Below are 24499 nucleotides of genomic sequence, written 5' to 3'. Positions count from 1 at the left end.
CGGTCCCCGCCCCCCTCCTTCCGGCCCATTCGGGTGGCGGGAGCGGCCGATTCGCGCGACCTGCCACGGGCCCGCGGCCCGGGTCGTTAGCGTGAGCGACCATGACGCTCCTGAGCGACCAGGCAGACGCCGTCCGGGCCCTCGTGGAGTCCGCCGATCCCGGGGCGGTGTGGGCCGTCGGCGGACCGGACGGCCCGCACGCGTGTTCGGGCGGGGCGGACGAGGTCCTCGACGTCGGCGGCCTCACCGCCGTCCTCGCCCTGTGGCCGACGGTCGGGACCCTCGTCGACGAGGGCGCGCTGCGCCTGCACACCCCGCTGGCCGCGTACGGGGACGAGGCCGCGGCGGGCACCTCCGCCGGGACCACCGCCCACCAGCTCCTCACCCACCCGGGCGGCACGGCCGCCCTCACCCGCCTCGTCGAACACCTCTGCGGCAGCACCCTCGCCCAGGCCGCGGCCACACGCGTGTGGAACCCGCTGGGCATGACCCGCACCCGCATCACCGACGGAGCCCTCCGTACGCCCCTCGCCGACCTCGTCCTCTTCCTGAGGCACCTCCTTCACCCGAGTGCACCGAGCGCACCGAGTCCCGCGAGTGCACCGAGTGCACCGAGTCCCGCGAACGGGTCGAACGACCCGGGCGACGCGTCCGGCCCCGCGCCCCTCACCCGCGCCTGGACGGCCGAGTCCCTCCGCATCCGCACGGGCGAACTCACCCCCGCCCGCGGGCTCCTGTGGCAGCCCGCCCCGCACGGCGTCTGGACCCACCACGCCTCGGCCGACCCGGGCCCCGCCGTCTGGATCTCCCCCCGCCACCACCGCTGGGCGGTCCTCCTCCCGGCCGCCTCCGGCCCGCTGCGCACCACCTTCCGCGAGGCCGTCTTCGCCCCGGACGGATCCCCCCGGAGCACCAGGTCGGACGGGGTCCCCCGCGCGTAGGCCGGGTCCGGCGCTCGGAGCGCGCGCTCCGCGGACGGGACGTACGGTGATGCCGATGTCACCGACCGTTGTCGTCTTTCCCGCCGCGGAGGTACACGGATGCGTACGGTCCAAGGGGCCGCCCTCGACGGGCTCAAGGCCCGGGTACGGGCTCTCGCCGAACGGACCGGGCTGCCGGTGCGGTCCGCGTGGGGCGAGCCCCGTCCGCGCGCCACGGAGCGGGCCGGACGGGCACCCCGGGGCGGAGCACCGCTCGCGGACACCGGGTCGGCCGTGCCGCCGCTCGGCGCGGACGACCCCGGCCGGCGGACATCCGTGAAGGAACCGGCCCGGCGGACGTCCGCCGGCCGGCCGGCCGGTCCCGCCGCGGCCCTCGCGCCCGCCGGGTCCCCCGCGGCCACGCCCACCGTCCTCGCCTCCCTCGGCGCCCTGCTCACCGCCGCCGGCCGGCCGCGCCCCCGCCGGCGGCCGGGCGGGGTCCGCGCCTCCGCCGCCGAGCTCCGCGCCCTGCGCGCACGCCACGGGGACGCGCCCGCGCTCGTACGCACCCGGTCCGGCCAGACGCTCCTCGTCCTCCTCGATCCGCAGGACCTGCGCCGCTTCTACGCCGAACCCGTCAGCGTCCTCGCCGCCGACCCGCCCCAGAAGTGCCGGGGCCTGAGCACCCACGAGCCCGGCCGGGACGGCGACGGGCCCGGCTGCGCCCGCGGTGAACAGCGCCCGGAACGGCGGCGGATGAGCGCCGACGTGCTGGCCGCGGGGCTGCCCGTGCACCCCGCCGCGGGCCCGATCCTCACGGTCGTCGCCGAGGAGGCCCGGCACCTGACCGCCACCGGAACCCTCGAACTCGCCCGCGTCCGGCGCGCCGTGAACCGGGCCGCCCGGCGGATCGTCCTCGGCGACCCTGCCGCCGAGGACGACGAACTCGCCGGATGGCTCACCCAGTTGCGCGCCGAGGACGGGCGCCCTCGCGGCGGCCGGACACGCGCCGCGCGTTCGGTGCAGGACAAGGCCCGCGCACGCGTCCGGGAGTACGTCCGCCACGCCGGCGACGACACCCTCGCCGGACGCGCCGCCCGCCACGCCGGCCCCGTCGACACCACCGACCCCGACGGCGCCGTCGACCCCGCGGACGAGGCCCGGCTCTGGCTCCTGGCGATGGACGCGGTTCCCGACACCCTGCTGCGCACGCTGCTCCTGCTGGGCGCGCACCCCTGCGAACAGGACGCGGCCGCCGCCGAAGCGTCCGCCGAGGTCGCCGCCGGCGGGGCCCGGGGCGAACTGCCCAGGCTGCGGGCCTGCGTCCGGGAGTCGCTGCGCCTGTACCCGGTGGTGCCGGACCTGATCCGCGTCACCCGCGGCGAGACCGAATGGCGGGGTGTGCGCCACCCGGCCGGCACCGCCGTGCTCCTGCCCGCCGCGTTCCACCAGCGAGACCCCGAACGGGTCCCGGCCGCCCATGTCTTCGTACCGGGCCGGTGGAAGAACCCGGCCGCCGACCGGGACATCCGGATGGCGCCCTTCAGCCACGGCGGCGGCCGCTGCCCCGGCGACCAGCTCGGGCTGATGATCACGGCCGCCTTCTGCGCCGAGGTCCTGCGCGGCCACCGGATCACGGGCACCCGGCCGGTCCTGGACCCGGTCGGACCGCTGCCCGTCACCCTCGACCCGCGCGGCGTCCGGCTCACGCTCACCCGCCGCTGACGAGGTCCGCGCGCCGGCGCCGCCACACCGGGACGCCGCCGCACCTGCCCCGCCCTGCCGTCCCCGCCCTGCCGTCCACGCCCTCAGATCCCTGCCGAACCCCACGAGGAACCCATGTCCGACGCCGTGACCTCCGCGTCCACCGCCCCGGACGTCGACCAGCTCGACGCCCCGTGCCGCGCCCTTGCCGAGGCCGCCGACGCGGTCGGTGAGGCCGCCCGCTACGCCTCCGGCCTGGCCTTCGGCACCCGCCTGCCCGCGGCGGCGCTGGCCAGAGGAGGCCGCAGCAGGCGCGGCTGGCGCACCCTGGTGCGTACCCTGACCGACCCGGCGGGCCTCGGATGGGCCGCGCGCGGCCGGGGCGCGGCCCGCGCCGGCCGCCTCGCGGGGGTCCTGGCCGGCCGGGAGAGCCTCGCCGTCAGCATCGCCGTCTGCGGACTCAGGGCCAGGATCCGGGCGGCGAGCGCGGACCGTCCCGAACTCCTGGAGGACGCCGGCACCGCGGCGGTCCTGCGGGCCGTCGAAGCCGGCCGGCAGGCCGAGGCCGTCCGCCTGTTCCGCGGCATCATGCGCGAGCGGGGCGCCGAGCACGCGTTCTCCCTGCTGGCGCCTTCGTTCGCCGACATCCTCGCCTGGCACGCCCTCACCGACGCGAACCCCTTCAACGACCACGCCGGATGGCAGGTCGCCACCGGCCGGGCCGAGACGGCCCGGCCGCTCCTCGGACTCGGCGCGGCCCTGTGGGCCTTCTGCGACCGCGGCTCCGGTCTGCCCGTACGGCCCCCGACGGGGCCGGCCCCGGAGCGCGGGCCGGTCCGGCGCCGGGTCGCGGACCGGCCGCCCCGCACTCCCCGGCCGCTCCGCCCGGCGGCGCGGCCCCCCGGCGGGAGCCTGCGCGACCACGCCGCCGCGCTGGGCGCGCACGCGGTCCGGCTGCGGGGGGCCGCGGCCTGGTCGCCGGGATGGCAGGGCCGGGAGACCGAAGCCCTGCGCGCCGAGGTCGAGAACCTCGCGGCCCGCTGTGCGACGGCGGCGGGCGGTCTCGCCCTCGCCGCCGCCCAACTGCGGGACCCGTGACGGCCGGGGAACGGGAACGACAGGACTACAGGACCAGGGACAGCAGGAGGACGCAGCCCAGCCCGACCACCGAGATGACCGTCTCCATCACCGACCACGTCTTCACGGTCTGACCGACGGTCATCCCGAAGTACTCCTTGACCAGCCAGAAACCGGCGTCGTTGACATGGCTGAAGAAGAGCGACCCGGTGCCGATGGCGAGGACCAGCAGCGCCGTCCCGGTGGTGGACATGTCCGCCGCGAGCGGGGCCACCAGACCGGCGGCCGAGATGGTGGCCACGGTCGCAGAGCCCGTCGCCAGCCGGATGGCGACGGCGATCAGCCACGCCAGCAGCAGGGCCGGGACGGCCCAGTTCTGCGACAGGTCCAGGACCATCTGCCCCACGCCCACGTCGATGAGGGTCTGCTTGAAGCCGCCGCCGGCGCCCACGATCAGCAGGATGCCCGCGATGGGGGCGAAGGACCTCTCCACCGTGACCGAGATCCGCGCCCTGGTGAAGCCCGCCGCCCGGCCGAGGGTGAACATGCCCACCAGCACCGCCGTGAGCAGCGCGATCAGCGGGGAGCCGACGACGTCGGCGACGCGCTGCACCGGGTTCGCGGGATCGTCCACCACGATGTCGACGAGGGCCTTGAGCAGCATCAGGGCCACGGGCAGCAGCACGGTGAACACCGTCGCCCCGAACCGCGGGCGGTGCTCCGCACCGGCCGACGGGCGGGCCCGGACGATCATGTCCTCCGGCACCGGGACGTCCACGCACCGGGCCGCGTACCGGGAGAACAGCGGCCCGGCGATGATCACGGTCGGGATCGCGACGACCACACCGAGGGCGAGGGTGACACCCAGGTTCGCGTGGAGCGCGTCGATGGCGACGAGGGGCCCGGGGTGCGGAGGTATCAGCCCGTGCATCACGGACAGGCCGGCCAGCGCCGGGATGCCGATCCGCATCAGGGAGTAGTTCCCCCGCTCGGCCACGAGCAGCACCACCGGGATCAGCAGCACGATGCCGACCTCGAAGAAGAGCGGCAGCCCGATCACCGACGCGATGAGCACCATCGCCCAGGGCATGGCCCGGCCCCTGGCCCGGGCCAGGATGGTGTCCACGATCTCGTCCGCGCCGCCCGAGTCCGCCAGCAGCTTGCCGAGGATCGCGCCCAGCGCGATCAGTACGCCGACGCCGGCGACCGTGGCGCCGAGTCCGGCGGTGAAGCTCGCGACGGTCTTGGCCAGGGGCGCGCCCGCGAGGACGCCGAGGGCCAGCGAGCCGACCGTCAGGGCCAGGAAAGCGTGGAGTTTGAGGCGGGTGATGAGCAGGACGATGAGTGCGATGGCTGCGAGGACCGCTATCCCGAGCCGGGTGTTGCCGGCCGAGGTGATCGGCGCGGCACCCGCGGCGGCGGTCGTCAGGCTTGCGATGCCGAGACCGGTCACGAGCACGTCCCCTTGCTCTCGGGGGCGCACAGCGGGCGCAGCGCGGCCAGGGCCCGTTCGGTGACTTCCTCCGGGGAGCCGGACACGTCGACCGCGACGCCGAGTTCGTCGTCCTGGAGCCGCTCCAGCGTGGCGAACTGCGATTCCAGCAGGGTGGTGGGCATGAAGTGGCCCCTGCGCGCCGCCATCCGCTCCTCGATCAGCGGGCGTTCACCGGTGAGGTGCACGAAGACGGCCCGGGGGGCCGCGGCGCGCAGCCGGTCGCGGTAGGCGCGCTTGAGCGAGGACGCGGCGATCACACCGCCGCAACGGCCGGCGCGGTTGCGGATCCACTCGCCCACGGCGTCGAGCCAGGGCCAGCGGTCCGCGTCGTCCAGCGGGTGGCCGGCCGCCATCTTGGCGACGTTGGCCGCCGGGTGGAAGGCGTCGCCCTCCGCGTAGGGAAGGCCGAGCCGTTCCGCGAGCAGCCGGCCCACGGTCGTCTTGCCCGTGCCGGCCACGCCCATCACCACAATGACGCGCTGGGTGCTCACGTCCACCTCGCTGTCCTCGTCGACATCGGTTCGTGCGGCACCACTGAAGCGCATTAAGTAGTACGTATTCAAGCCTCGCGTCGAAAACATCACATCTTTTGCCCGAGGGGGTGTCACCGTACGCTTGCGCCATGACCACCGAAGGCGCCGAAAGCGGTCCAGGACCGGGCCTCCACTCCCACGTGCTGGACACCATCGGCCTCGCGATCGCCGCGGGCGAGTACCCGCCCGGCAGCGTCCTGCGCACGGACGAGATCGCCGAACGCTTCGACGCCTCCCGCACCGTGGTGCGCGAAGTCGTCCGCGTCCTGGAGTCGATGCACCTGGTCGAGTCCCGCCGCCGGGTCGGCGTCACCGTGCGCCCGGCGGACGCGTGGAACGTCTACGACCCGCGGGTGATCCGCTGGCGGCTCGCCGGCCCCGACCGGCCCCGGCAGCTGCGCTCCCTCACCGTGCTGCGCTCCGCGATCGAGCCGGTGGCCGCCGGGCTCGCCGCGACGCTGGCCACGCCCCAGCACTGCGCCGACCTCACCGCGGCGGCCCTCGGCATGGTCCGCACCTCGCGCGGCCACCAGCTCGAGGACTATCTGCGCTACGACATCTCCTTCCACCGAGTGGTGCTCAACGCCTCCGGGAACGAGATGTTCGCCCGGCTCGGGGACGTCGTCGCGGAGGTCCTGACGGGGCGTACCGAACACGAGGTGATGTTCCACGACCCCGACCCCGCCGCCGTCACCCTGCACGTCCAGGTGGCCGAAGCGGTCCGCGAGGGCGACGCCGCCCGGGCCGAGGCACTGACCCGGCGGATCGCGGTGGGCGCACTGGAGGAACTGGACGTCCTGCTCGCCCGCTAGGGGGTGTCCGGCGGATCAGGGTCGGACACCCCCCAGGACCGTGCTCCGGAGGATTGCCGGTGGGCGCGGACTACGGTGGAGTCGACCGGACGGTCCAGCCGAAGTCGTCACCGGCGTCCGCGGCCGCCGGTGCCCCCGCGGTTCAGGCGGCGCCCGTCGTGTCGTTGATCTGGAAGGTGACTACGTCGACTTCGTCGGTTCCCGACAGATCCGGGTAGTGGCCCTTGAGACCTTCACGGAGTTCGGCAGCGGTCGTCAGCCCCTCGGCCTGGGCGTCCTGGTCGGTGAGTTCGCTGACCAGGCAGTGCCTGACGCCGGTCACCTCTGCCGGCAGGACGACTTCGGGATCGCTTTCGAACACCAGCCGTGCCGGCCCGAGCCGGGCCGGGTCCCGGAAGCGGGTGGTTTTGGTCTTGGCGCCGGAGCGGACGCCTTCCAGGTAGCGGGGGTTGAAGCGGATGATCGGGGGACCGGCCGTCTCGGGGTCCTGGTAGAGCGACGGGTCGAGACTGCTCATGCCTTCCGGGGTCCATCGCTGCGTCAGCGGCATCAGGTCGGCGGCGAGAACGGACCTCGGCCCCGCCGGCGTGGGCACGATGACGCGCATGGTGGGGTAGTAGTCCACGAAGACCTGCCTGTCGCGCCCGCACGGGCCGATGATGCCGCGCCCGTGGTTTCCCACGGCAACGATGCAGCGCATCTGGCGGGCGCCCTGGGCTCGTGCGGCTCCCAGAGCCACGAGTTCGGCGCAGGGTCCGCCGGTGAAGTGGTAGAGGTTCACGCCGGCGAACATCCGGTAGTCGGCGGCCATGACCGCGGCGCCCATCGTGTGGACGCCGTCTTCGTCGGGCCCGGCGTCGGTATGCGCGTCGATGGTGCGGCGCGCCAGCTCCACGAGCTCACGCTCGTCATCATCGAGAGCCCGTGCAGATGGCGGTACGTACACGTTTCAGCCTTCCCGTTCGTCATCATTCGCCGAAGATCATTTCACGCGACGCAGCTGGGCTCCACGGGATTTCGGCCTGCCCGGTCCCGTGGGCAGGGACGACGATCCCGGGCCGTGGACCATCGCGCCCGGTCGCGGGCGTCGTGTCGGCGGCCGATCCGGAATCCTCACGCAGGGCCGCACCGGCGATCAGCTGTCTGCGGAAAGGACCCCGACCGCGAACCCCGCCGCAGGCGGCGGGCGACCTACGACCGCTACGGCGGAGTACGGCACCTGTTCGCCGCCCTGGACCTGGCCAAGGACAAGCTCCACGGCCACATCAAGCCGATGAAGAAACGGCTCCTGGCTCAACCGCGTAGAAGCCCAGTTCACCGCCCTGCGCTACTTCACCCTCGACGGCACCGACCACGCCGACCACAAGGAACAGGGCAGCATGATCCGCCGCTACATCATCTGGCGAAATCGCCACGCCGACGACCGGCGCCTACGCTCCGTCGTCGACAGGGCCAACACCGCCTAAAAGCACGGCAGTAGCTACATCTTGAACGGGATAGGGACAGCCGCCATTACGGCACGTTCCACCCCAGCACGACTGGCAGCTTGTGCTCGTACCCCAGCGTGTTGATCGTCCCCGGATGCGGGTGCCCGAACTGCCGCGCGGCCGACGCGTCGAGCCCGAGCCAGCGCGCGGTGAGTATGCGTGACAGGTGGCCGTGCGCAACGACGGCCACGTCGCCCTTGTCCAGCAGCGGCCGGACCCGGCCGAGGAAGGCGTCGACCCGCACCGTCACGTGCCCGAGGTCCTCGCCGGCGTCGACGCCGTCGCGCCACAGCTCCCAGCCGGGCTTGAGCTCCTGGATTTGCTCGGCGGTCAGCCCCTCGTAGCGACCGTAGTCCCACTCGATCAGGTCGGTGTCGGGCTCCGCGCCGCTCAACCCCGCCAGTTCGGCGGTCCGCACGGCGCGAGTCAGCGGGCTGCTGTAGACGGCGGCGAACTCCCGTTCGGCCAACCGAGGTGCGAGCGCACGCGCCGCGTCCTCCCCCGCCGCGGTCAGCGGCAGGTCGGTGCGGCCAGCGTGCTGGCCGGTCCGGCTCCATGCGGTCTCGCCGTGCCTGATCAACACCAGTTCGCCCATGGCTGAGGACCATATCGCACCCCGAACACAGGGCGAACGTTGCCTGATACGGCACTAGTTGTCGTCAACCCGGCACCCTGACCAGGGAGTCTCTGGGCCGCTCACTTGTTGCAAGTAAAGGCGGGCAAGGGTCAGGATTGCGTGGTCCGGAACGTGAGATACCGGCTGAAGGCTTCGTGACTGTCTGGGGTGAAGCACCACTCCAGCAGGGCCGACCGCAGCTCCAGCTCGGTCAGCCAGCCGTGCCAGGCGATCTCATCGGGATCGGGGACAACGGCATCCGGCACCACGGCTTCGTGCACACCGAGCCAGTGAGGGCTCAATCCGCTGCGGTTGAGGAACGTGAACAGCAAGCGCGGCAGCACACGAATGCCCAGCTCTTCTGCCAGCTCCCGCGCAGCGGCCTGCTCATAGGACTCACCGACATTCGCGGCGCCACCGACCTGGACCTCGTAGAGCCCGGGGGAGCGCGACAACTGCTCCGACCGTCGGTGGACGAGGATCCGCCCACTCTCGTCGCGACACACCGTCACGGCGATCCGGTGCAGCCACCCCTCCCGGACGGCCTGCCGACGACTGACCACCACCCCCAGCACACGATCTTGATCGTCGACACGCTCCACCAGTTCATTCACGACGCCACCCTGGCAGAGCCCACCGACAACGCCGCTTCCCGGCGTCCCGGGGAGAGCGTCCCGAGAGCACCTGCACCAGGAGGTCGGACGAGGAAGGAAGGGTCGGCGCGGACTCCCTCGGGCTGCGGGTCCAGTCGGTCATGTCGCCGATCTCGGGCAGCGCGGAGGGCGTCCTCCCGGGAGGGGAAGGCGGCGAGGCCGCGGCCGGAGACTTGGCCCAGCCGCCCGACGACACGGTGAAGGTGAGGCGGGATCCATGGAAGCGCATCTCCTACTCGCTCCCTGGCAGTGCCGGCGTCGAAGACGGGCGGCCGGCCTCCGGCGCGGCCTCGCCGCAGACGATGGCCGATCTGGTCGGACGGCTGGGGGATGTCAGCGGGGATTCCCCGTCGACGGAGGGGAATTCGGATGGCGCGGGATGAGTACGCGCGGTCCGCGAGCACGGTACCGGGGGCGGGTTCTCGGTCTTCCGGGCCCGCATCGCGGCACACGGATCGCGGCCATGACGGTTTGAAGGCCGGGGCGTCGCCCGCCCGGCCTGCGCTGGCGCGAAGGCCAGTGGTCGTGCACGGTGTCGCCGGCGAGGTGGACCTTCGTGCTCAGGCCGTCTCGGGAGCGCCCGAGGGCGGGTTCGTCGGGATCGGCCCGGCCTGGAGTCTCCTCTTCCCGGCTCGGGCGGCATGCTGGTGGGCCCGGCAGACGGTGGGGTCCGCCGATACGGTCCGGTCGACGTCGTCGCTTCCGTCCGTCGCTGGCTGGACGGCCGCAAGGATCCGTTCCCAGGTGCCGTACCCATCCGCACGGGCACCGATCCCGAGTGCGTGGCCCCGTCCCTGCCCACCCCGGATCCACTCAGGCTCGCGCAAGCCGCCCGGTTCTGCGCTGCGCAGCGCTCGCCGGGCCTCTCGTGACCGCCACCGAGCGAACACCGGCCCCTGAGCGGATGGCGACAGCCGTCTCGCTTGCCTCAACCGCCGGCCGCCCTGCTGCACCCCGCTGGTCCATGCAAGGCGTGCCGTGACTCAGGCCGCCGTGGTGCGGAACGTGCTGGGGCTCAGGCCCTTGTGGCGTTTGAAGGCGGCGCTGAAGCCGAAGGCGTCGGCGTAGCCGACGGTCTTGGCGATCTGGCCGATGCTGAGGTCGGTGTCGGCCAGGAGTGCCTCGGCGTCGTCCATGCGGCACTCGGTGAGGTAGGTCAGGGGCGGGCGCCCCATCAGCTCGGTGAAGCGCCGGGCGAACAGGGCGCGGGAGACGCCCGCTTGAGCGGCCAGCGACGCGACCGTCCAGCTCTCGGCGGGCCGCCCGTGGAACGCGTGCAGGGCGGGGGCGAGGACCGGGTCGGCGAGGCCGCGGTACCAGCCGGGCGCGTCGGCGCCCGCCCGGTCGAACCAGGTGCGCAGCGTGCAGACCAGCGCCCAGTCGAGGAGCCGGTCCATCAGCGCCTGCGAACCGGCTGAGAGACGGGCGGCGTCGGCGGCGGCGTTCTCCAGCCAGGCGCAGACCTCGGCGTCCTCGGAGATGACCAGGACGGGCGGCAGGGCGCGCAGGAGCCGTTCGTGGCGGTGTCCCGAGGCGCGGTAGGCGCCCACGATCAGCGCGGTCGCTCCCTCCGGGCAGGTGCCCCAGTGGATGCCGTCGAGTTCCTCGCCGGTGCACGCGGCGTCCGCGGTGAAGCAGTTGATCTCGTACGCGGTGTGGGGGCGGTGGACCGTGGCCGGCTCGTCCGCGAGGCGGAACCGTGCGGGGCCCCGGACGATGGCCGTGTCGCCGGCCCCGATCGCCCGCTCGGTGCCGTCGGACAGCAGCAGCGTGCCGCCCCCGCGCAGCACGCTGACCATGGTGAGCGGAGCGGCGTCGGCGAAGGTGATGCTCCAGGGCGCCGTCAGGACGGCGTGGCTGACGACCGAGCCCTCGGCCCGGATGCCGCTCAGCAGGCAACTCAGAGGATCCACAGCGCAATCGTAGACGATCTCCTATGTCGTGGAGATTTTCACCCATGGATCATCTACGGCGCCGCGGTTGTACTGGACCCACTGCACAGATCGAGCCCTCGGGAGACACCGTGCCGCCGCAGCACAGCAGTGACACCAGGACAGCCCTTGTCGTCGTCGCGCACCACCGCAGCGATTCCCTCACCGCTCACACCGCCCGTCGCGCCGCTGCCCAGCTCGAGGCCGCCGGATACCGCGTCGACCTGCTCGACCTGCACGCCGAGGGGTTCGACCCGCGGATGAACGTGGAGGACCAGCCGGACTGGGGCAACCGGGAGAAGACGTACTCGGACGAGACACACCGCCACATGCGGCGGATCCTCGACGCCGATGTCGTCGTCGCCGTTTTCCCGGTGTACTGGCAGAGCGTGCCCGCCGTCCTCAAGGGATGGATCGACCGCGTATGGAACTACGGGTTCGCCTACGGCCGCAGCAAGCCCCGCCTGGCGGGCAAGCGCATCCTGTGGCTGGCGCTGGCCGGCGCCACCGCCGACGACCCCGTCGCGGAGTCGATGCAGTCCGTCCTCGAGGCCAACCTGAGCGACGGCATCGCCTACTACTGCGGCTTCTCCCGCTCCGCCGTGGGCCTGCTCCTGGACGCGGAGGAGCGACCGCAGCGCGTCGACGCCGAGGGCAACCTGCTGGTCGGCGAAGCGGTCGCCGGCGCCGAGCGGGAGGCGCAGTACGCCGATTTCGACCGTCGGGCACGGAAGCTCGTCGAGGAGTTCCTCGCGGACGGGCTCGTCGCTGTCTGACCGCGCCGACCAGGCCCGGCGGTGGCTGACCACGCCCGCAGAGCCGGTGCCTGCTGCAGGCACCGGCTCTTGTCAGCGACCGTGGGGGCCGAGCAGTGTGGCGGCCGCGGCGATGAAGGCGGCGGCGGCTTCCTTGGCGGCGTGCCGCCGGTCGTCCAGGTCGGCCCGGTCGGTCGCCCTGCGCAGCGCGTAGGTGGCGTCTGCGGCTTGCTGGGCGGGGACGGCCAGTTCGGGGACCAGAATCTGCAGGCGGATGTGGGGCGCGGTGATCGCGGCGCGGGTGTCGTGGGACCGCGTCTGCGCCTCCAGCTCCGGGTCGGATCCGGCCCCGGCCAGGGTGAGGCGCTCGCGGTGGAACATGGCCGACCGGTGTGCGTCCAGCGCGGCCGCGAACTCGGTGACGGCGGCAAGCTGGTCCTGACGGTGGCCGTCGGCGCGCTGCTCGGCCCGCGCGGTGCGGGCCGAGCGGTGCTGGAGGAGCCCGGCGGTCAGGGCTCCGGCGAGGGTGCCGAGGACGGCGACGATCGACGCCCACATCAGGCGGTCCGCCGCTCGCAGCAGAACCCGCGGACGGAGCAGTGGGCGGTGCCGTTCTCGGCGTCGGCGCCCGCGGCGGTGGTGGAGGTCCTGCTGCGCTTCTCGACCGCGTTTCCCATGCCTGTCTCCCCGTCATCCGGCGCCGTTCCTCCGGCTCTCGACAAGGCAACTTAACAAGAGCCGGAGAGGGAGCGCGTCGCCGCCGTAGCGCGGCCACCGAGGCCGAGGAAGCGGGCCGTCGGCAGTGGCAGTCGGCAGAGTCCAGCCCGGATACTGCCCCGCCGGCGTCCGCAGGCCGGGCAGCAGGTCCGGCGACGCGCGAGCCCGCCCGGCCTGGGCGCCGCGATCGCCGCCAAAGCCAGGCGGACGGTGACATTCCGTCTCCCACCGCGCCAGGAGCAGAGTAAGGGCTGCTTCGACAGCCTGGCCGTACGATGCGCGCCCCCGTCGGCGAACCCGGCGCCGAGGGCTGATCCGATCCAGTGGACGGTCGGACGAAGCTGTCGCGGGCCACCGCGCAGGACACGTGACCAAGTCGCACTTCGACGACATCGGATCCGCTTGATCAGCCGCTGCGGGGCGAGGGATGCTGCCGCAGGATTTCGATCCTGCATGCAGCACCATGCGCACCGCACTTCCGAAAGGCAGGCTCCAGGGCGTGTCCTTCGGATCCTGCCGGCCCCTGGGGGCGCGCCCGTCAGCCGCAGCCTCCGCAACCGCCGCAGCCTCCACCACAGCCGCCGCCGCAGCCGGCCGCCGCGGTGTCGGAGCCGCGCGACTCCTCGCGCTCCCGGTCCCGCTCCCGTACGGGTGCGAAGGCGGCCGGGACCCGCACGCGCAGCCAGCGCCGGGCGTCGTCGACGTCCCAGAAGCGGACCGCGCCCTCGGGTACGGACGCCCCGGGCAGGTGCTTGACGAAGTCGGTCACGGCGCCAGTATGGGAGCGCCGTGCCGGGCCCATAAGGTGCGGCCCCGGCACGGAATCGCTACAACCGCTTCGGGGGCGGACTCAGTCGAGCACTGCCAGTTCCAGCTCGGCGAGGCGCTCCGGTTCCGCCACGACGTCGATCTCGGTGATCAGGCCGTCCTCGATCGTGAACCGGAGGACGAGGAACAGCCGTCCCAGCGGGGCCATCGCGAGGCCGACCGTGCCGCCCACCAGCGCGGGCTGCGTGGCCCGCGCCCGCTGCATGGCGGCCATCGCGCCCGTGGCGACGGGGACCGCCCCGGTGACCACGAGGGGGCGGGGGGTGGGGCCGACGGCCTTGTCGGCCCGGAGCACCACGTCGGGGTGGAGCAGCGAGACGAGGTCGTCGAAATGCCCGCCACGGGTGGCGGCGAGGAAGGCCTCCACCACCCGGCGCCGGCGGGCCAGGTCCGCCTCGGCCACCAGCGGGGCCCCCTTGACGCGGCGGCGGGCGCGGCTGGCGAGCTGGCGGGTCGCCGCCGAGGACTTCCCGAGCAGCGGTGCGATCTCGTCGAAGGACACGGCGAACAGGTCGTGCAGCACGAACGCGAGGCGTTCGGCGGGCGTCAGCGTGTCGAGCACCACCAGCAGCGCCAGCCCGACCGAGTCGGCCATCACCGCCTCCTGCTCGGGGTCGACGGTGTCCTCGCGGCCGACGGCGGGGTCGGCGGGGTAGGCGGGGTAGGCGTCCATGGAGTCCTCGCGCCGGGTCTCGCGCGAGCGCAGCATGTTCAGGCACACCCGCGACACGACCGTGGTCAGCCACCCGCCGAGGTTCTCGACCTCGCTGACGTCGGAGCGCCTCAGGCGCAGCCACGCCTCCTGGACGGCGTCGTCGGCCTCGGCGAGCGAGCCGAGCATCCGGTAGGACACCGCCCTCAGATGAGAGCGGTGCTCTTCGAACCGCTCGGTCAACAAGGAAGCCCCGTCCACCCGTACCACGTCCCCTCCTCGCAGTGGATCTTCAAAATAGACCACCGGAAGTCGCTCCGGGGATTCGGGGATAATGTCCGCGAACGGCAGCAAGCAGTGGAGACGCCGGGTCACATGGTGGTCCGGCAGGAGAGGGAGCCCCCGATGGACGTGCAGCACTTCGAGCGGATCACCGCTTTCATCGAGGCGCGGCTCACCCCGCTGTTCGACGCGGAGACGGGAAGCGAGCGCGGCTTCTCGATGGACGACACCTCCCGCGCCCTGCGCGCGCTGCGCAACTCCGTCCTGGAGGCCTCCGCCATCAAGGGCCTCATCGAGAAGCGGGAAGCCGCCGAGCCGGCCATGCGCCGCGTGATCGACCAGTCCGTCGAGCACAACTGGGACGTGCTGCGCGGCATCGCCCGCCAGTGGGAGGACCACGCCGACTTCCGCCACGAGTTCAAGCACCACGCCTGGGAGCTCGACCACCACCACGCCGCCGCGCAGGGCTGATCCCGCCGGACGCCGTCGCACGGTGCTCCCCGCACCGTGCGAAGCGGCGTCCCGCCCGGCGCCGGCCGCGGCCGGCGGACACTACGCCATCACGCCCCGGGTTCCGCCGACTTGCGCGGCGTGGTCTGCTGGACCGCCCAGCCGTTGCCGTCCGGGTCCGAGAAGTAGACGAACGAGCCCCACGGCAGGTCCTGGATCTCCGTCACCTCGACTCCCCGGCCGCGCAGGTCCTCGTAGGCCTCCTCGATGTCGGTGACGACGACCTGCATGTTGTCGAGGGATCCCGGGGCCATCCGGGTCAGGCCCCTGCCGATCGCGATCGAGCAGGCCGACCCCGGCGGGGTCAGCTGCACGAAGCGGATGTCCTCGCTGACGGTGACGTCGTGGTCGGCATTGAAGCCGATCTTCTCGTAGAAGGCCTTGGCCCGGTCGACATCGGTGACGGGGACGGCGACGAGCTCCAGTTTGATGTCCATCACAGCATCATGCGCCCCGGACCGGTGCCGCGCCGTCGGATTCCATGCCGGCGGGCGTGTCCGCCGCGGCGAACTGCGTGCGGTACAGCTCCTCGTACCGGCCGCCCGCGGCCAGCAGCTCGGTGTGCGTGCCCCGTTCCACGATCCGGCCGTCCTCGACCACGAGGATCAGGTCGGCCGCCTGCACGGTCGACAGCCGGTGGGCGATGACCACGGCGGTCCGGCCCGCCAGGGCCTCGCCCAGGGCTTCCTGCACCGCCGCCTCCGAGGTGGAGTCCAGGTGCGCGGTGGCTTCGTCGAGGACCACGACCCGCTGCCGGGCCAGCAGCAGCCGGGCGATCGTCAGCCGCTGCCGCTCACCGCCCGACAGCCGGTAACCGCGCTCCCCGACCACCGTGTCCAGCCCGTCCGGCAGTGAGGCGACCAGGCCGTCCAGCCGGGACCTGCGCAGGGCCTCCCAGATGTCCTCCTCGGTGGCGTCCGGGCGGGCCAGCAGCAGGTTGGCCCGTACCGACTCGTGGAAGAGGTGCCCGTCCTGGGTGACCATGCCGAGCGTCTCGCGGATCGAGTCGGCCGTCAGGTCCCGTACGTCGACCCCGCCGAGCCGGACCGCGCCCGCGTCGGCGTCGTACAGCCGGGGCAGCAGCTGCGCGATGGTCGACTTGCCGGCGCCCGACGAGCCCACCAGGGCGACCATCTGGCCGGGCTCGGCACGGAAGGACACCTCGTGCAGGACCGGCGTACCGCCCCGGGCGTCGAGCACGGCGACCTCCTCCAGGGACGCGAGGGAGACCTTGTCGGCGGCCGGGTAGCCGAAGGACACCCGGTCGAACTCGACGGTCACGGGCCCCTCCGGCACCCGGCGGGCGTCCGGCTTCTGCGCGATCAGGGGCTTCAGGTCGAGGATCTCGAAGACCCGCTCGAAGCTCACCATCGCGCTCATCACCTCGACACGGGCCCCGGCGAGAGCGGTCAGCGGGGCGTACAGCCGGGTCAGGAGCAGCGCGAGCGCGACGACGGAACCGGCGTCCAGGGTCCCGCGCAGGGCGTAGTACCCGCCGAGTCCGTAGACGAGCGCGAGGGCCAGGGCCGAGACCAGGGTGAGGGCCGTGATGAACGCCGACTGGGCCATCGCCGTACGGATCCCGATGTCCCGTACCCGCGCCGCCCGGACCGCGAACTCCGCGGACTCGTCGGCGGGCCGCCCGAACAGCTTGACCAGCGTCGCGCCGGGCGCCGAGAACCGTTCGGTCATCTGGGTGCCCATCGCGGCGTTCAGCGCCGAAGCCTCCCGCTGCATCGCCGCCATCCGCGCCCCCATCCGGCGGGCCGGCAGGACGAACACGGGCAGCAGCACCAGCGCCAGCAGGGTGATCTGCCAGGAGATGCTCAGCATCACGGCGAGGGTCAGCAACAGGGTCACGGTGTTGGCGACCACGCCCGACAGGGTGTTGCTGAACGCCCGCTGGGCGCCGATGACGTCGTTGTTGAGGCGGCTGACGAGGGCGCCGGTCCGGGTCCGGGTGAAGAAGGCGACCGGCATCCGCTGCACGTGGTCGAAGACCGCCGTCCGCAGATCCAGGATCAGCCCCTCCCCGAGGGTGGCGGAGAGCCGGCGGGCCAGCAGCCCGAGTCCGGCCTCCGCGACCGCGATCAACGCGATGAGCACGGCGAGCCGCGTCACCGTGGCGCCGTCCCGGCCGTCCACGATGGCGGTGACGACCCTGCTGGCGAGCACCGGGGTGGCCACCGCCAGCAGGGCGGTCACCACGCTCAGCAGGAGGAAGAGAACGAGCCCGCGGCGGTGCGGGCGGGCGAACGCGGCCACGCGGCGCAGACCGGCCCGGGAGAGGGGGCGACGGTCCTGCTGGGCGTTGATCGCGCTGTGCAGCGAGGTCCAAGCGGTGACTTCCATGTCCATGACCCGAACGCTAGGACCTCAACCAAAGTAGAGGTCAAGGGTTCGGCTCCGGACCCTCCACCGGGGGACCAGCGGGGGACCGCCGGGGCCGTGGCGGGGCTGCCGGGGCCGCCGGGCAACTTCGTTGAACAGCAAGCGATTTCGAAGGCTCCTCCGTTGTCGGTGCACGGTGGCATCATCGGTCCATGACGCAGGGATCCGAGTCCGTCCGCTCCACCCAGGGCACCACCGACACCGTCCTGCACCACTTCGAACGCTGGGCGCGCGACACCCCCGAGGCCCCCGCCCTCATCGCCGGTTCGAAGAACCTGCTCCCGTACGGGGTGCTGGACGCCCGCGCCAACCGGCTGGCGCACCATCTGCTCGCCTGTGGGCTGCCGCCCGGCGGCCTCGTCGCCATCGGCACCACCCGGCCCGCCGAGATCGTCGTGGGCATCCTCGCCGTCCTGAAGGCCGGCGGGGTCTACGCCGTCCTCGACGCCGAAGCGCCCCGCACCGGCCGCCGGCAGCTGGCCGCACTCCAGCCCATGGCGCCCTTCGCGCTGCTCACCCACGCGCCCCACCGGGCCGCCCTCGACACCGCCTTGGGCCTGCGCGCGATCCGGACCGACGACGGCGCCGCCGAGATCGCCGCCCGGCCCGGCTACGCACCCGACCTCGCGGAGACGGCCGGCGGATCGGCCGCGACGGCCGGCGCGGCCGTCCTGTTCACCGCGAGCGCCGAACCGCGCCCCGTGCCCGTCGGCCACGCCCTGCTGCTCGCCGCCCACTCGGGCTGGACCGAACTGGCCCGGCCGACCCCGCAGGACCGCCACCTCATCACCGCCCGGCCGGACGTCACCGGCTTCGCCGCCGGCTGGACCCGGGCCCTGTGCACGGGCGGTGGCCTCGTCCTGCCCCCCGGGCCCTCCTGGCCGTCCGGGAACCCGCAGCAGGTCCGCACGGCGGTCGACGTCCGGAAGGTCACCGTCGTGCACACGGATCCGGCCGGCATCGCCGCGCTGGTGGTCGCCGGCCCCAGGCCCACCGCCGCGGACCGCAGGACCGGCCCCCGGCCGCTGCGCTCGCTACGGCTGGCCAGCGTCACCGGTGACCGCCTCCACCTCGACGAACTGGACGCCCTGCACGTCCGGTTGCGCCCCGGCGTGCGGATCCTCAACGTCTACGGGCTCACCGAGACCGCCGGCGTGGGCACCTGTTTCGAACTCCCGCAGCTGCCGGCCCCCGTCAGCGAACCGGAACGGCTCTCCCTGCTGGGCACCCCCTTCGCGGGATGCCAGGTCCACCTGCGCGGCGGGGAGATACACCTCACCCCGCCCGACGGGGGAGACGCGATACCCACCGGCGACCTCGGCGTGTCCCGCCCCGACGGCCTGCTGGAGTACGCCGGCCGGATCCGGGACCGGATCCCCCTCCACGGAGGCTCCTTCGACCCCCATGAGGTCGAGGCGGCGATCCGTACCCATCCGGGCATCGGCGCGGCCCTCGTCGCCGGCGTCGACAAGGACGGGCAGCGGCGGCTCGTCGCCTACGTGTCCCCGCCGCCCGGCGACCCGGCCTGGGACGCCTCCGCGCCCCTCCCCGAGATCCACGGCCTGCGCAACCACCTGGCGGGCGTCGTCCTCAAGGAGGTGTCCCCGACCGTCCTCATCCGGCTCCGGGCCCTCCCGCGCAACCGGGGCGGCCAGGAGGACCGCTCGGCCCTGCCGCTGCCGACACAGCCCGCCTCCGAACGGCCCGCCGTCCACGGGAGCAAGTTCAGCCGGGCGTCCGCCACCGTCACGGACCCCGACGGCGGCCGTTTCGTCGCCGCCGGCTGCCTCACGTTCGTCCTCGCCTTCTTCACCCTGGTGTTCACCCCCGTCGTGTGGTCCGGCTCCACCGACCTCTCGGCGGTGCCCTACCCCTGGGCGGCCCTGTTCTTCCTCCTGTACGTGGCGGAGAGCCTGGCCTTCGGCGCGGGGCTCGCCTTCCTGTTCACCGGTTACCGCCTGATCGAACGCCGCGAACGCGGCCGGCCCCCGGGCCGTATCAGGACCGTCCACCTCGCGGCGAGCTACCTGCTGCTGGCCTGGTGGCCGCAGGACAACGCCTACCGACTGGCGGCCAAACAGGACTGGCCCCTCCAGGCCCTCCTCGTCTACGCCTTCAACATCCCCCTGATGGTCGCCGGCCTCGTCCTGGCCCTCCACGTGGCCCGCAAACCGGACTCGCCCTTCGACTTCGAAGACAAGGACTGACCGACAGCCGGCACCGCCGAGCGGTCCGTCAAGGCCGTCCCCCGGCCCCCCGAGCAGGGCCCGGGGGCCGGTCGGCCGGCTCGAAGGCATCGAACATGGCGCCGACGGCCGCCGCCTCGGAGCGGACCAGCGCCTCGGCCGCGTCCAGCGTCTCCAGGCTGCGCGCGGCCACCAGCACACCCATCCAGGGTGCCGGATCGAAGGCGCCCGTCGGGATCGCGGGGACGAACACCGCCCCGAGTTCCGCGCACCCGCGGGCCAGGTCCGCGCACAGTTCGTCCAGTTGCGCCTCGGGCAGCCGTGCACCGAGCTCCACCCGGTCGGCGATCCGTACGAGGTGCCCCGCGCCCCGCAGCGCGTCGAGCCGGGCCGCCACCATGAAGGCGATCGACGGCCCGGTCAGCCGCAGGTTCGTCTCGGTCGGCGCGAGCCGCCCTTCGGCGTCCACGACGAAGTCCACGTCGAACCAGCCCCGGTAGCCGGACGCCGCCAGCCCCCGGCCCACCGCGGCGCCGAAGGCGAGCAGCGGCTTCTCCGCCCAGTCCGGCACGGCGCCGGGGCCCACCGTCGCCCCGCGGTAGGCACCCGCGGTCACGTCCATCAGCGCGGCGCCGACCTCGTGGACCCGGCCGGCCGGGTCCACGAAACCGTCGTACGTCAGGTCGCGGGCCGCGCCCGGATCCGCCGGCCCGTCGACGAACTCCTCCACCAGCAGCGGTCCGCGCGGCAGCCGCCGCAGGAGGGCGCGGGCGCCGCCCGCGGCCCGGACCTGCCCGGCGGTGACCACGGTCGTACCCGAACCCCCGACACCGTGCTCCGATTTCAGAACGGTGCTCTCGCCGGCCCGAGCCCGGGCGGCCAGCAGCCGGGCCGCCGCCCACCGGCCGGCGGCCCGCACCTGTGCGGGGAGCACGATCCCGGGATGCCCGCCCTCCGCCAGGATCCGCCCGAACAGGCCGTGCGCCGCGGCCTTCGACTCGTAGCGCAGCTCCCCGGCCCGCCACGGCCGCCCCGCGAGCAGCCCGAACGGCCGGGTGAGCCCCCACGGTACGAGCGGCTCCCCGGCCCCGGTCAGCCGCGCGGCCAGCGCCGGCCGGGCCCGTACCGCCTCGACCAGCCCGGGCCCGCGCTCCACCAGGCCGTCGTACACCTCGACCCCGGTCCAGCCGAGCTGCCGGCAGACCAGCTCGGTCCAGCCGGCGGGCACCGCCCGGGGCAGCACCAGCGCCGACGGGTAGGGGCTGTAGAAGGCGGCCAGGCAGGAGTAGTGGTGCGCGGCCGACTGCTCCCGGTCCAGGGAGGAGTCGCCGAACTGCGCGTTGAACTCCGCGACGTTGCCGACGTGCACGGCCCGCCCGCCTCCGGTCCAGGCCCGTGCCCAGTCGGCGAGCGGGGCCGGGGCCGCCTCGAACCGCACCAGAGCGCCCGGCAGCCCGGCCGGTGAGGCCGACGCGGTCGACGCCGTCGACGCCGCGACCGCGCCCATCGCCCGGTAGAAGCCGGCCGCATGCGGATCCGAGTCGATGACCAGCCTGCGCACCCCCTGCTGCACGGCCCGGCGCAGCACGTCGCGGTACAGGATCCGCCCCACGCCCTGCCCGATGGCGGAGGGTTCCACGAAGAGCAGGCCGAGCGTCGCCAGCGGGGCGCCGCCCTCCAGGGATGCGAGCCCGAGGACCGTCCCCTCCGGGTCCTCGGCCACCACGATCCGGCGTGCCGTCACCTCGTCCGGCCGGATCCGCAGTTCCGCGGCGCAAGACGCCAGGAAAGCGGCGTCGTACCCCCAGTGCGCCTTGGACCGCATGACCAGCCCGGTCAGGGCCTCCGCCTCGGCCGGCCGCGCGGCCCTGACCTTTACCATTCGCTGACCTCCCCATGGTCTGCGGGAAGGCCGTGCGATAGATTCGGCCTCCCCACGGCACATATTTTCCCACCACCGGAGACAGGCTTCTCAATGAGCGACATCATCAACGGACTTGGCCGCACCAGCGCCTACGGCGCCCTGGGCCTGGTCCTGCTGATCCTCGGCATCGTCCTCGTGGACGTGCTGACGCCCGGGAAGCTCCCGAAGCAGATCTGGGAGGAGCGCAACCGCAACGCGGCCCTCTTCCTCAGCTCCGCGCTCCTCGGCATCGGCGGCATCGTCTTCACCTCGATCTGGACCACCTACGACGACTTCGGCAAGGGCCTGGCGTCGACCGCCGCCTTCGGTCTCCTCGGCCTGGTCCTGATGGCGTTGGCCTTCCTGGTGCTCGACCTGGTGACCCCGGGCAAGCTCGGCGCCATCGTCGTCGACCCGGAGCCCCACCCGGCCGTCTGGGTCTCCGCCGCCTGCAACCTCGCCGTCGCCGCGATCGTCGCCGCCTCGATCGCCTGACGCGGGAGCACCCGTACGCGTGGAGAGCGCCGCTCCGTCAGGGGAGCGGCGCTCTTTTCGTACCCGGGCTCCGAACGCCCGCAGTCACCGTCCACCGTCCGGGCTTCGTCACGCCAGGCCCAGCGCGAACAGCCCGAAGCCCACCGCAAGCAAGCCCGCCACCGCACGCCGCAGCGCGCTCGTCGGCCGGCCCGCCGCCGCCGGTGCCTCGAACCGCCGCGCGTACCGGGCGATCGCGACCAGCAGCCCCGCGAACACCGGCATCCATGCCAGCCGCGCCACGATCCAGCCCAGGCTGTCCGGCGCCGTCGTCAGCCCGGCCAGCCCACCCGCGAACGAAGCGGGAACGGCCGCGGCCAGCATGGCCGTCTGGTGCCAGCACAGGATCGTCATCGCGCACAGGTTGACCACCACCACCGGGGCCCACAGGACCGGCCGGGCCAGCAGCCGGGCCAGCCGGTCGCGCAACAGGATCGCCGCACCCGACTGCGCCGAGGCCAGCGCGAGCACCAGCAGCGACGGCGGGTGCGAGTTGGTCCGCGCCGCACCCGGCACCCCCACCATCGACGCCGGATAGTGGAACACCGCCAGCAGCGCCGCGAACAGCAGCGCCCCGCCGGCCAGCAGCAGCCAGCCCCCGCGCCGCCCGATCCGCCGCTCGCCCCAGGACACGCCCAGCTGGTACGCGAACAGCCAGCCCGGCAGGATGTTCAGCAGCGACAGCCAGGACGGCACGGACGGTGCGAGCGGCCCGTACCGCAGGAGGTCCACCACCGCGACGGAGGCGAGCAGCGGGGCCGCCGCCCAGCCGCCGAGCCGGCCCGCCGCCCGCACGCAGTACGGGGTCAGCGCGGTGACCACCACGTACACCCCGACGAACCACAGCGGCTGGACGACCAGCTTCGCGCCGGTCCGCAGTGATGCCTCCGGCACGCCTGCCGCGTACAGCACGGGCGCGGCCAGCGCCCACACCGCCGTCACCCCGAGCACGGGCCGCCCCAGACGGACGATCCGGCCCTTCAACCATGCAGCTGCCGACCCCGGGCGGCGCCGGTAGGAGAGCGCCGAGGCGTACCCGCCGACGAGGAAGAAGACGCCCAGCATCTGGAGCACCCAGCTGGCCGGCGCGAGCCCGCCGAAGGCGGACAGGGGACTGGCGTTGTGCAGAGCGCCGTCCGCGTCGAGCGTGAAGCCGCCGAGCAGCCAGTGGCCGGTCGGTACGGCCAGCAGCGCCAGGGCGCGCAGCCCGTCGACCGCCCGGTCGCGGTGGGCGGGGGTCCGCCGGTCGATCCGCTCGGCTGCCTCGCGCAGCGGTGCCAGGACGGTGGAGGCGCTCATCGGGCCTCTCCCTTCGCGATGGCGGCGAACGCCGCGAGGGACTGCGTGCCGGGTGTGAAGTAGCCCGCGTGGCCGCGTACGTCGGCGGCGGGCACCCGGCGGGCGCCGAAGGCCGCAGAGGTGGGGTCGGCGCCGTGGCCGATCCCGGCGAAGCTGACGTTCGGGACGTCCGCGATCCAGTCCGAGGGGCCCCGGCCCGCCCACACGCGCGCTTTGGTGCGCAGGTCGTCGGCGGTGTCCGCCCGCATGCCGGGAGATCCGAGGGCCACGATGTCGGCGGCGTCGGTGTGCCGGGCCGCCAGCCCGCAGACCACCGAGCCGTAGCTGTGGCAGAACAGCACCGGGTCGGGCGCACCGACCGCGTCGAGGCCGGCGGTGAAACGGGCCAGCCGCGGTGCCCCCGCGGCGGCCAGCCGCCCGTCGGCCGCGTCGAGGCCCACGCCGACCGGGGTGGTGTACCCGGTCCACGCGATGACGGCCACCGACCCGCCGGCCACCGAGCCAGTGGCCACCGACCCGCCGGCCGCCGGCGTTTCGGTCGCCGTGCGCAGCGCCCGGGCCATGCCGGCCGGGCCGGTGTGCGGCGCGCGCCGCGCGTCGTGGGAGGTGGCGTCGTTGTCGGAGCCGGGCACGATCACCGACACGTGCGCGGCGTGCTCCAGGTCCCCGAAGACCTCGGCCACCTGGCCCCGGCCGCGCGGGTCGAAGGCCAGGATCCGCCGGCCCGGCGCGGACAGGGACGCGTACCGCGCCTCGCCCGTGGCGACGACGGCGAGCCGGTTGGCCTCGTACCGCAGGGGGACCGGAGCCCCGTCGAGGTTGCCCACCACCAGAGGGTGGTTGCGTACGAGTGCGGAGCGCGCCGCGTCGTCCAGCCCGGCGAAGAACCGGGCCACCTCGTGCGGTGTCGCCGTCGCCGGATCGGGCAGCGCCCGGCCGTACGCCGTGTCGGCCCGCCAGGCGGCGGTGCCCGGCGGCGGCCCGGTGACCGCCGACTGGCTCTCGCCCGAGGCCCATCCTGCGGTCCCCCCGACGACGGTCACCGCCAGCGCGGCCGTGACCAGCGTCCTTCCGAAGCGGCGCATGCCCCTTCTCCTCTCCTCGTGACGAGGGGGAAGGTAGGAAGAGGGCACCGGCGTGCACGTCGGACCGTGGAGCCAAGTCGGATGTCATACCCCGGTAGGGGGTGGAGGAGACGGACCGCGCACGACGGG

Annotated in this window: 22 protein-coding genes and 2 pseudogenes; 9 read left to right on the top strand and 15 right to left on the bottom strand. The window is 73.8% G+C overall.

Annotated elements, in window-relative coordinates:
- Positions 1-101 precede the first annotated feature (101 nt).
- The 3 genes from IG86_RS0113240 to IG86_RS0113230 all read left to right on the top strand — a co-directional run bounded on the left by IG86_RS0113240 (position 102) and on the right by IG86_RS0113230 (position 3722).
- On the top strand, positions 102-941 hold the full coding sequence (locus tag IG86_RS0113240) for a serine hydrolase domain-containing protein (protein WP_030896909.1): 840 nt from the start codon (positions 102-104) through the stop codon (positions 939-941).
- Positions 942-1040: 99 nt separating this feature from the next.
- Positions 1041-2645 carry a cytochrome P450 gene (locus IG86_RS45035; protein ID WP_030896907.1) on the top strand — a complete coding sequence of 535 codons (1605 nt, stop codon included), beginning with the start codon at positions 1041-1043 and terminating at the stop codon, positions 2643-2645.
- Between the two features lie 114 nt (positions 2646-2759).
- A complete protein-coding gene (locus IG86_RS0113230) occupies positions 2760-3722 on the top strand; it encodes a hypothetical protein (protein ID WP_051785139.1) in 963 nt (320 codons plus the stop codon).
- A 25-nt stretch (positions 3723-3747) separates the two neighbouring features.
- On the opposite strand, the gene IG86_RS0113225 is transcribed toward IG86_RS0113230, so the two are convergent.
- Entirely contained in the window at positions 3748-5139 is a 1392-nt protein-coding gene (locus IG86_RS0113225) for a GntT/GntP/DsdX family permease (RefSeq protein ID WP_107056236.1), read from the bottom strand.
- A gap of 11 nt (positions 5140-5150) precedes the next feature.
- Positions 5151-5687: a gluconokinase gene (locus IG86_RS0113220; RefSeq protein WP_030896902.1), complete on the bottom strand. Its 537-nt coding sequence runs from the start codon at positions 5685-5687 to the stop codon at positions 5151-5153.
- A gap of 131 nt (positions 5688-5818) precedes the next feature.
- On the opposite strand from IG86_RS0113220, the gene IG86_RS0113215 reads away from it, so the two are divergent.
- Complete coding sequence (locus IG86_RS0113215) at positions 5819-6541, top strand: FadR/GntR family transcriptional regulator (RefSeq protein WP_030896900.1); 723 nt, start codon at positions 5819-5821, stop codon at positions 6539-6541.
- Between the two features lie 142 nt (positions 6542-6683).
- Here the strand turns inward: IG86_RS0113215 and IG86_RS40535 are convergent, their stop codons facing one another.
- The gene (locus IG86_RS40535; RefSeq protein WP_037942346.1) at positions 6684-7436 is read right to left on the bottom strand and encodes an ASCH domain-containing protein; all 753 of its coding nucleotides are present in this window, start codon (positions 7434-7436) and stop codon (positions 6684-6686) included.
- Between the two features lie 118 nt (positions 7437-7554).
- Between IG86_RS40535 and IG86_RS45330 the strand changes: the two are divergent.
- Positions 7555-8007 (top strand): annotated as a pseudogene (locus IG86_RS45330) (IS630 family transposase); the annotation flags it as partial.
- 46 nt (positions 8008-8053) lie between these two features.
- On the opposite strand, the gene IG86_RS0113200 reads toward IG86_RS45330, so the two are convergent.
- The 4 genes and pseudogenes from IG86_RS0113200 to IG86_RS0113185 form a co-directional block, all read right to left on the bottom strand.
- Positions 8054-8623, bottom strand: coding sequence for a histidine phosphatase family protein (locus tag IG86_RS0113200; protein WP_030820069.1), 570 nt, complete (start codon positions 8621-8623; stop codon positions 8054-8056).
- A gap of 131 nt (positions 8624-8754) precedes the next feature.
- Positions 8755-9258, bottom strand: a complete 504-nt coding sequence (locus tag IG86_RS0113195) for an NUDIX hydrolase (protein WP_030896897.1) — start codon at positions 9256-9258, stop codon at positions 8755-8757.
- Positions 9259-9533: 275 nt separating this feature from the next.
- Positions 9534-10046, bottom strand: a pseudogene (locus tag IG86_RS44305) (transposase); the annotation flags it as partial.
- Between the two features lie 234 nt (positions 10047-10280).
- Positions 10281-11210 (bottom strand): AraC family transcriptional regulator, encoded by a 930-nt coding sequence (locus IG86_RS0113185; RefSeq protein WP_030896895.1) that lies wholly within the window; start codon positions 11208-11210, stop codon positions 10281-10283.
- 110 nt (positions 11211-11320) lie between these two features.
- Between IG86_RS0113185 and IG86_RS0113180 the strand changes: the two genes are divergently transcribed.
- The gene (locus tag IG86_RS0113180) at positions 11321-12004 is read left to right on the top strand and encodes an NAD(P)H oxidoreductase (RefSeq protein WP_030896893.1); all 684 of its coding nucleotides are present in this window, start codon (positions 11321-11323) and stop codon (positions 12002-12004) included.
- Positions 12005-12076: 72 nt separating this feature from the next.
- Here the strand turns inward: IG86_RS0113180 and IG86_RS0113175 are convergent, their stop codons facing one another.
- The 3 genes from IG86_RS0113175 to IG86_RS0113160 form a co-directional block, all read right to left on the bottom strand.
- Complete coding sequence (locus tag IG86_RS0113175; protein WP_030896891.1) at positions 12077-12541, bottom strand: hypothetical protein; 465 nt, start codon at positions 12539-12541, stop codon at positions 12077-12079.
- 697 nt (positions 12542-13238) lie between these two features.
- On the bottom strand, positions 13239-13469 hold the full coding sequence (locus IG86_RS0113165) for a hypothetical protein (RefSeq protein WP_030820064.1): 231 nt from the start codon (positions 13467-13469) through the stop codon (positions 13239-13241).
- Between the two features lie 81 nt (positions 13470-13550).
- Entirely contained in the window at positions 13551-14441 is an 891-nt protein-coding gene (locus tag IG86_RS0113160; RefSeq protein WP_037942389.1) for a sigma-70 family RNA polymerase sigma factor, read from the bottom strand.
- 144 nt (positions 14442-14585) lie between these two features.
- Between IG86_RS0113160 and IG86_RS0113155 the strand changes: the two genes are divergently transcribed.
- Positions 14586-14933, top strand: coding sequence for a hypothetical protein (locus IG86_RS0113155; RefSeq protein ID WP_030820060.1), 348 nt, complete (start codon positions 14586-14588; stop codon positions 14931-14933).
- Between the two features lie 89 nt (positions 14934-15022).
- Here the strand turns inward: IG86_RS0113155 and IG86_RS0113150 are convergent, their stop codons facing one another.
- Positions 15023-15409, bottom strand: coding sequence for a VOC family protein (locus IG86_RS0113150; protein ID WP_030820058.1), 387 nt, complete (start codon positions 15407-15409; stop codon positions 15023-15025).
- Between the two features lie 7 nt (positions 15410-15416).
- A complete protein-coding gene (locus tag IG86_RS0113145; RefSeq protein WP_030820055.1) occupies positions 15417-17330 on the bottom strand; it encodes an ABC transporter ATP-binding protein in 1914 nt (637 codons plus the stop codon).
- A gap of 185 nt (positions 17331-17515) precedes the next feature.
- Here IG86_RS0113145 and IG86_RS0113140 point away from each other — a divergent pair, with 185 nt between their 5' ends.
- Entirely contained in the window at positions 17516-19570 is a 2055-nt protein-coding gene (locus tag IG86_RS0113140; protein ID WP_030820052.1) for an AMP-binding protein, read from the top strand.
- Between the two features lie 28 nt (positions 19571-19598).
- Here IG86_RS0113140 and IG86_RS44300 read toward each other — a convergent pair whose 3' ends face one another.
- Positions 19599-21431 (bottom strand): GNAT family N-acetyltransferase, encoded by a 1833-nt coding sequence (locus tag IG86_RS44300; protein WP_063761517.1) that lies wholly within the window; start codon positions 21429-21431, stop codon positions 19599-19601.
- Positions 21432-21524: 93 nt separating this feature from the next.
- Here IG86_RS44300 and IG86_RS0113130 point away from each other — a divergent pair, with 93 nt between their 5' ends.
- The gene (locus IG86_RS0113130) at positions 21525-21947 is read left to right on the top strand and encodes a DUF350 domain-containing protein (protein WP_030820045.1); all 423 of its coding nucleotides are present in this window, start codon (positions 21525-21527) and stop codon (positions 21945-21947) included.
- A gap of 108 nt (positions 21948-22055) precedes the next feature.
- Here IG86_RS0113130 and IG86_RS0113125 read toward each other — a convergent pair whose 3' ends face one another.
- Positions 22056-23285: an acyltransferase family protein gene (locus IG86_RS0113125; protein ID WP_030820040.1), complete on the bottom strand. Its 1230-nt coding sequence runs from the start codon at positions 23283-23285 to the stop codon at positions 22056-22058.
- Entirely contained in the window at positions 23282-24370 is a 1089-nt protein-coding gene (locus IG86_RS0113120; RefSeq protein WP_030820037.1) for an alpha/beta hydrolase, read from the bottom strand. Before IG86_RS0113120 ends, IG86_RS0113125 begins: the two co-directional genes overlap by 4 nt.
- Positions 24371-24499: the final 129 nt, after the last annotated feature.

The organism is Streptomyces virginiae, from assembly GCF_000720455.1.
Taxonomy (GTDB): domain Bacteria; phylum Actinomycetota; class Actinomycetes; order Streptomycetales; family Streptomycetaceae; genus Streptomyces; species Streptomyces virginiae.
This window is presented reverse-complemented; position numbering and strand designations above follow the sequence as displayed.

Excerpts from the sequence above, each read along its gene's own strand:
- IG86_RS0113240 (WP_030896909.1), top strand. The coding sequence starts at position 102 with ATGACGCTCCTGAGCGACCAGGCAGACGCCGTCCGGGCCCTCGTGGAG.
- IG86_RS45035 (WP_030896907.1), top strand. The coding sequence starts at position 1,041 with ATGCGTACGGTCCAAGGGGCCGCCCTCGACGGGCTCAAGGCCCGGGTA.
- IG86_RS0113230 (WP_051785139.1), top strand. The coding sequence starts at position 2,760 with ATGTCCGACGCCGTGACCTCCGCGTCCACCGCCCCGGACGTCGACCAG.
- IG86_RS0113215 (WP_030896900.1), top strand. The coding sequence starts at position 5,819 with ATGACCACCGAAGGCGCCGAAAGCGGTCCAGGACCGGGCCTCCACTCC.
- IG86_RS0113200 (WP_030820069.1), bottom strand. The coding sequence starts at position 8,623 with ATGGGCGAACTGGTGTTGATCAGGCACGGCGAGACCGCATGGAGCCGG.
- IG86_RS0113175 (WP_030896891.1), bottom strand. The coding sequence starts at position 12,541 with ATGTGGGCGTCGATCGTCGCCGTCCTCGGCACCCTCGCCGGAGCCCTG.
- IG86_RS0113155 (WP_030820060.1), top strand. The coding sequence starts at position 14,586 with ATGGACGTGCAGCACTTCGAGCGGATCACCGCTTTCATCGAGGCGCGG.
- IG86_RS0113150 (WP_030820058.1), bottom strand. The coding sequence starts at position 15,409 with ATGGACATCAAACTGGAGCTCGTCGCCGTCCCCGTCACCGATGTCGAC.
- IG86_RS0113145 (WP_030820055.1), bottom strand. The coding sequence starts at position 17,330 with ATGGACATGGAAGTCACCGCTTGGACCTCGCTGCACAGCGCGATCAAC.
- IG86_RS0113140 (WP_030820052.1), top strand. The coding sequence starts at position 17,516 with ATGACGCAGGGATCCGAGTCCGTCCGCTCCACCCAGGGCACCACCGAC.
- IG86_RS44300 (WP_063761517.1), bottom strand. The coding sequence starts at position 21,431 with ATGGTAAAGGTCAGGGCCGCGCGGCCGGCCGAGGCGGAGGCCCTGACC.
- IG86_RS0113130 (WP_030820045.1), top strand. The coding sequence starts at position 21,525 with ATGAGCGACATCATCAACGGACTTGGCCGCACCAGCGCCTACGGCGCC.
- IG86_RS0113125 (WP_030820040.1), bottom strand. The coding sequence starts at position 23,285 with ATGAGCGCCTCCACCGTCCTGGCACCGCTGCGCGAGGCAGCCGAGCGG.
- IG86_RS0113120 (WP_030820037.1), bottom strand. The coding sequence starts at position 24,370 with ATGCGCCGCTTCGGAAGGACGCTGGTCACGGCCGCGCTGGCGGTGACC.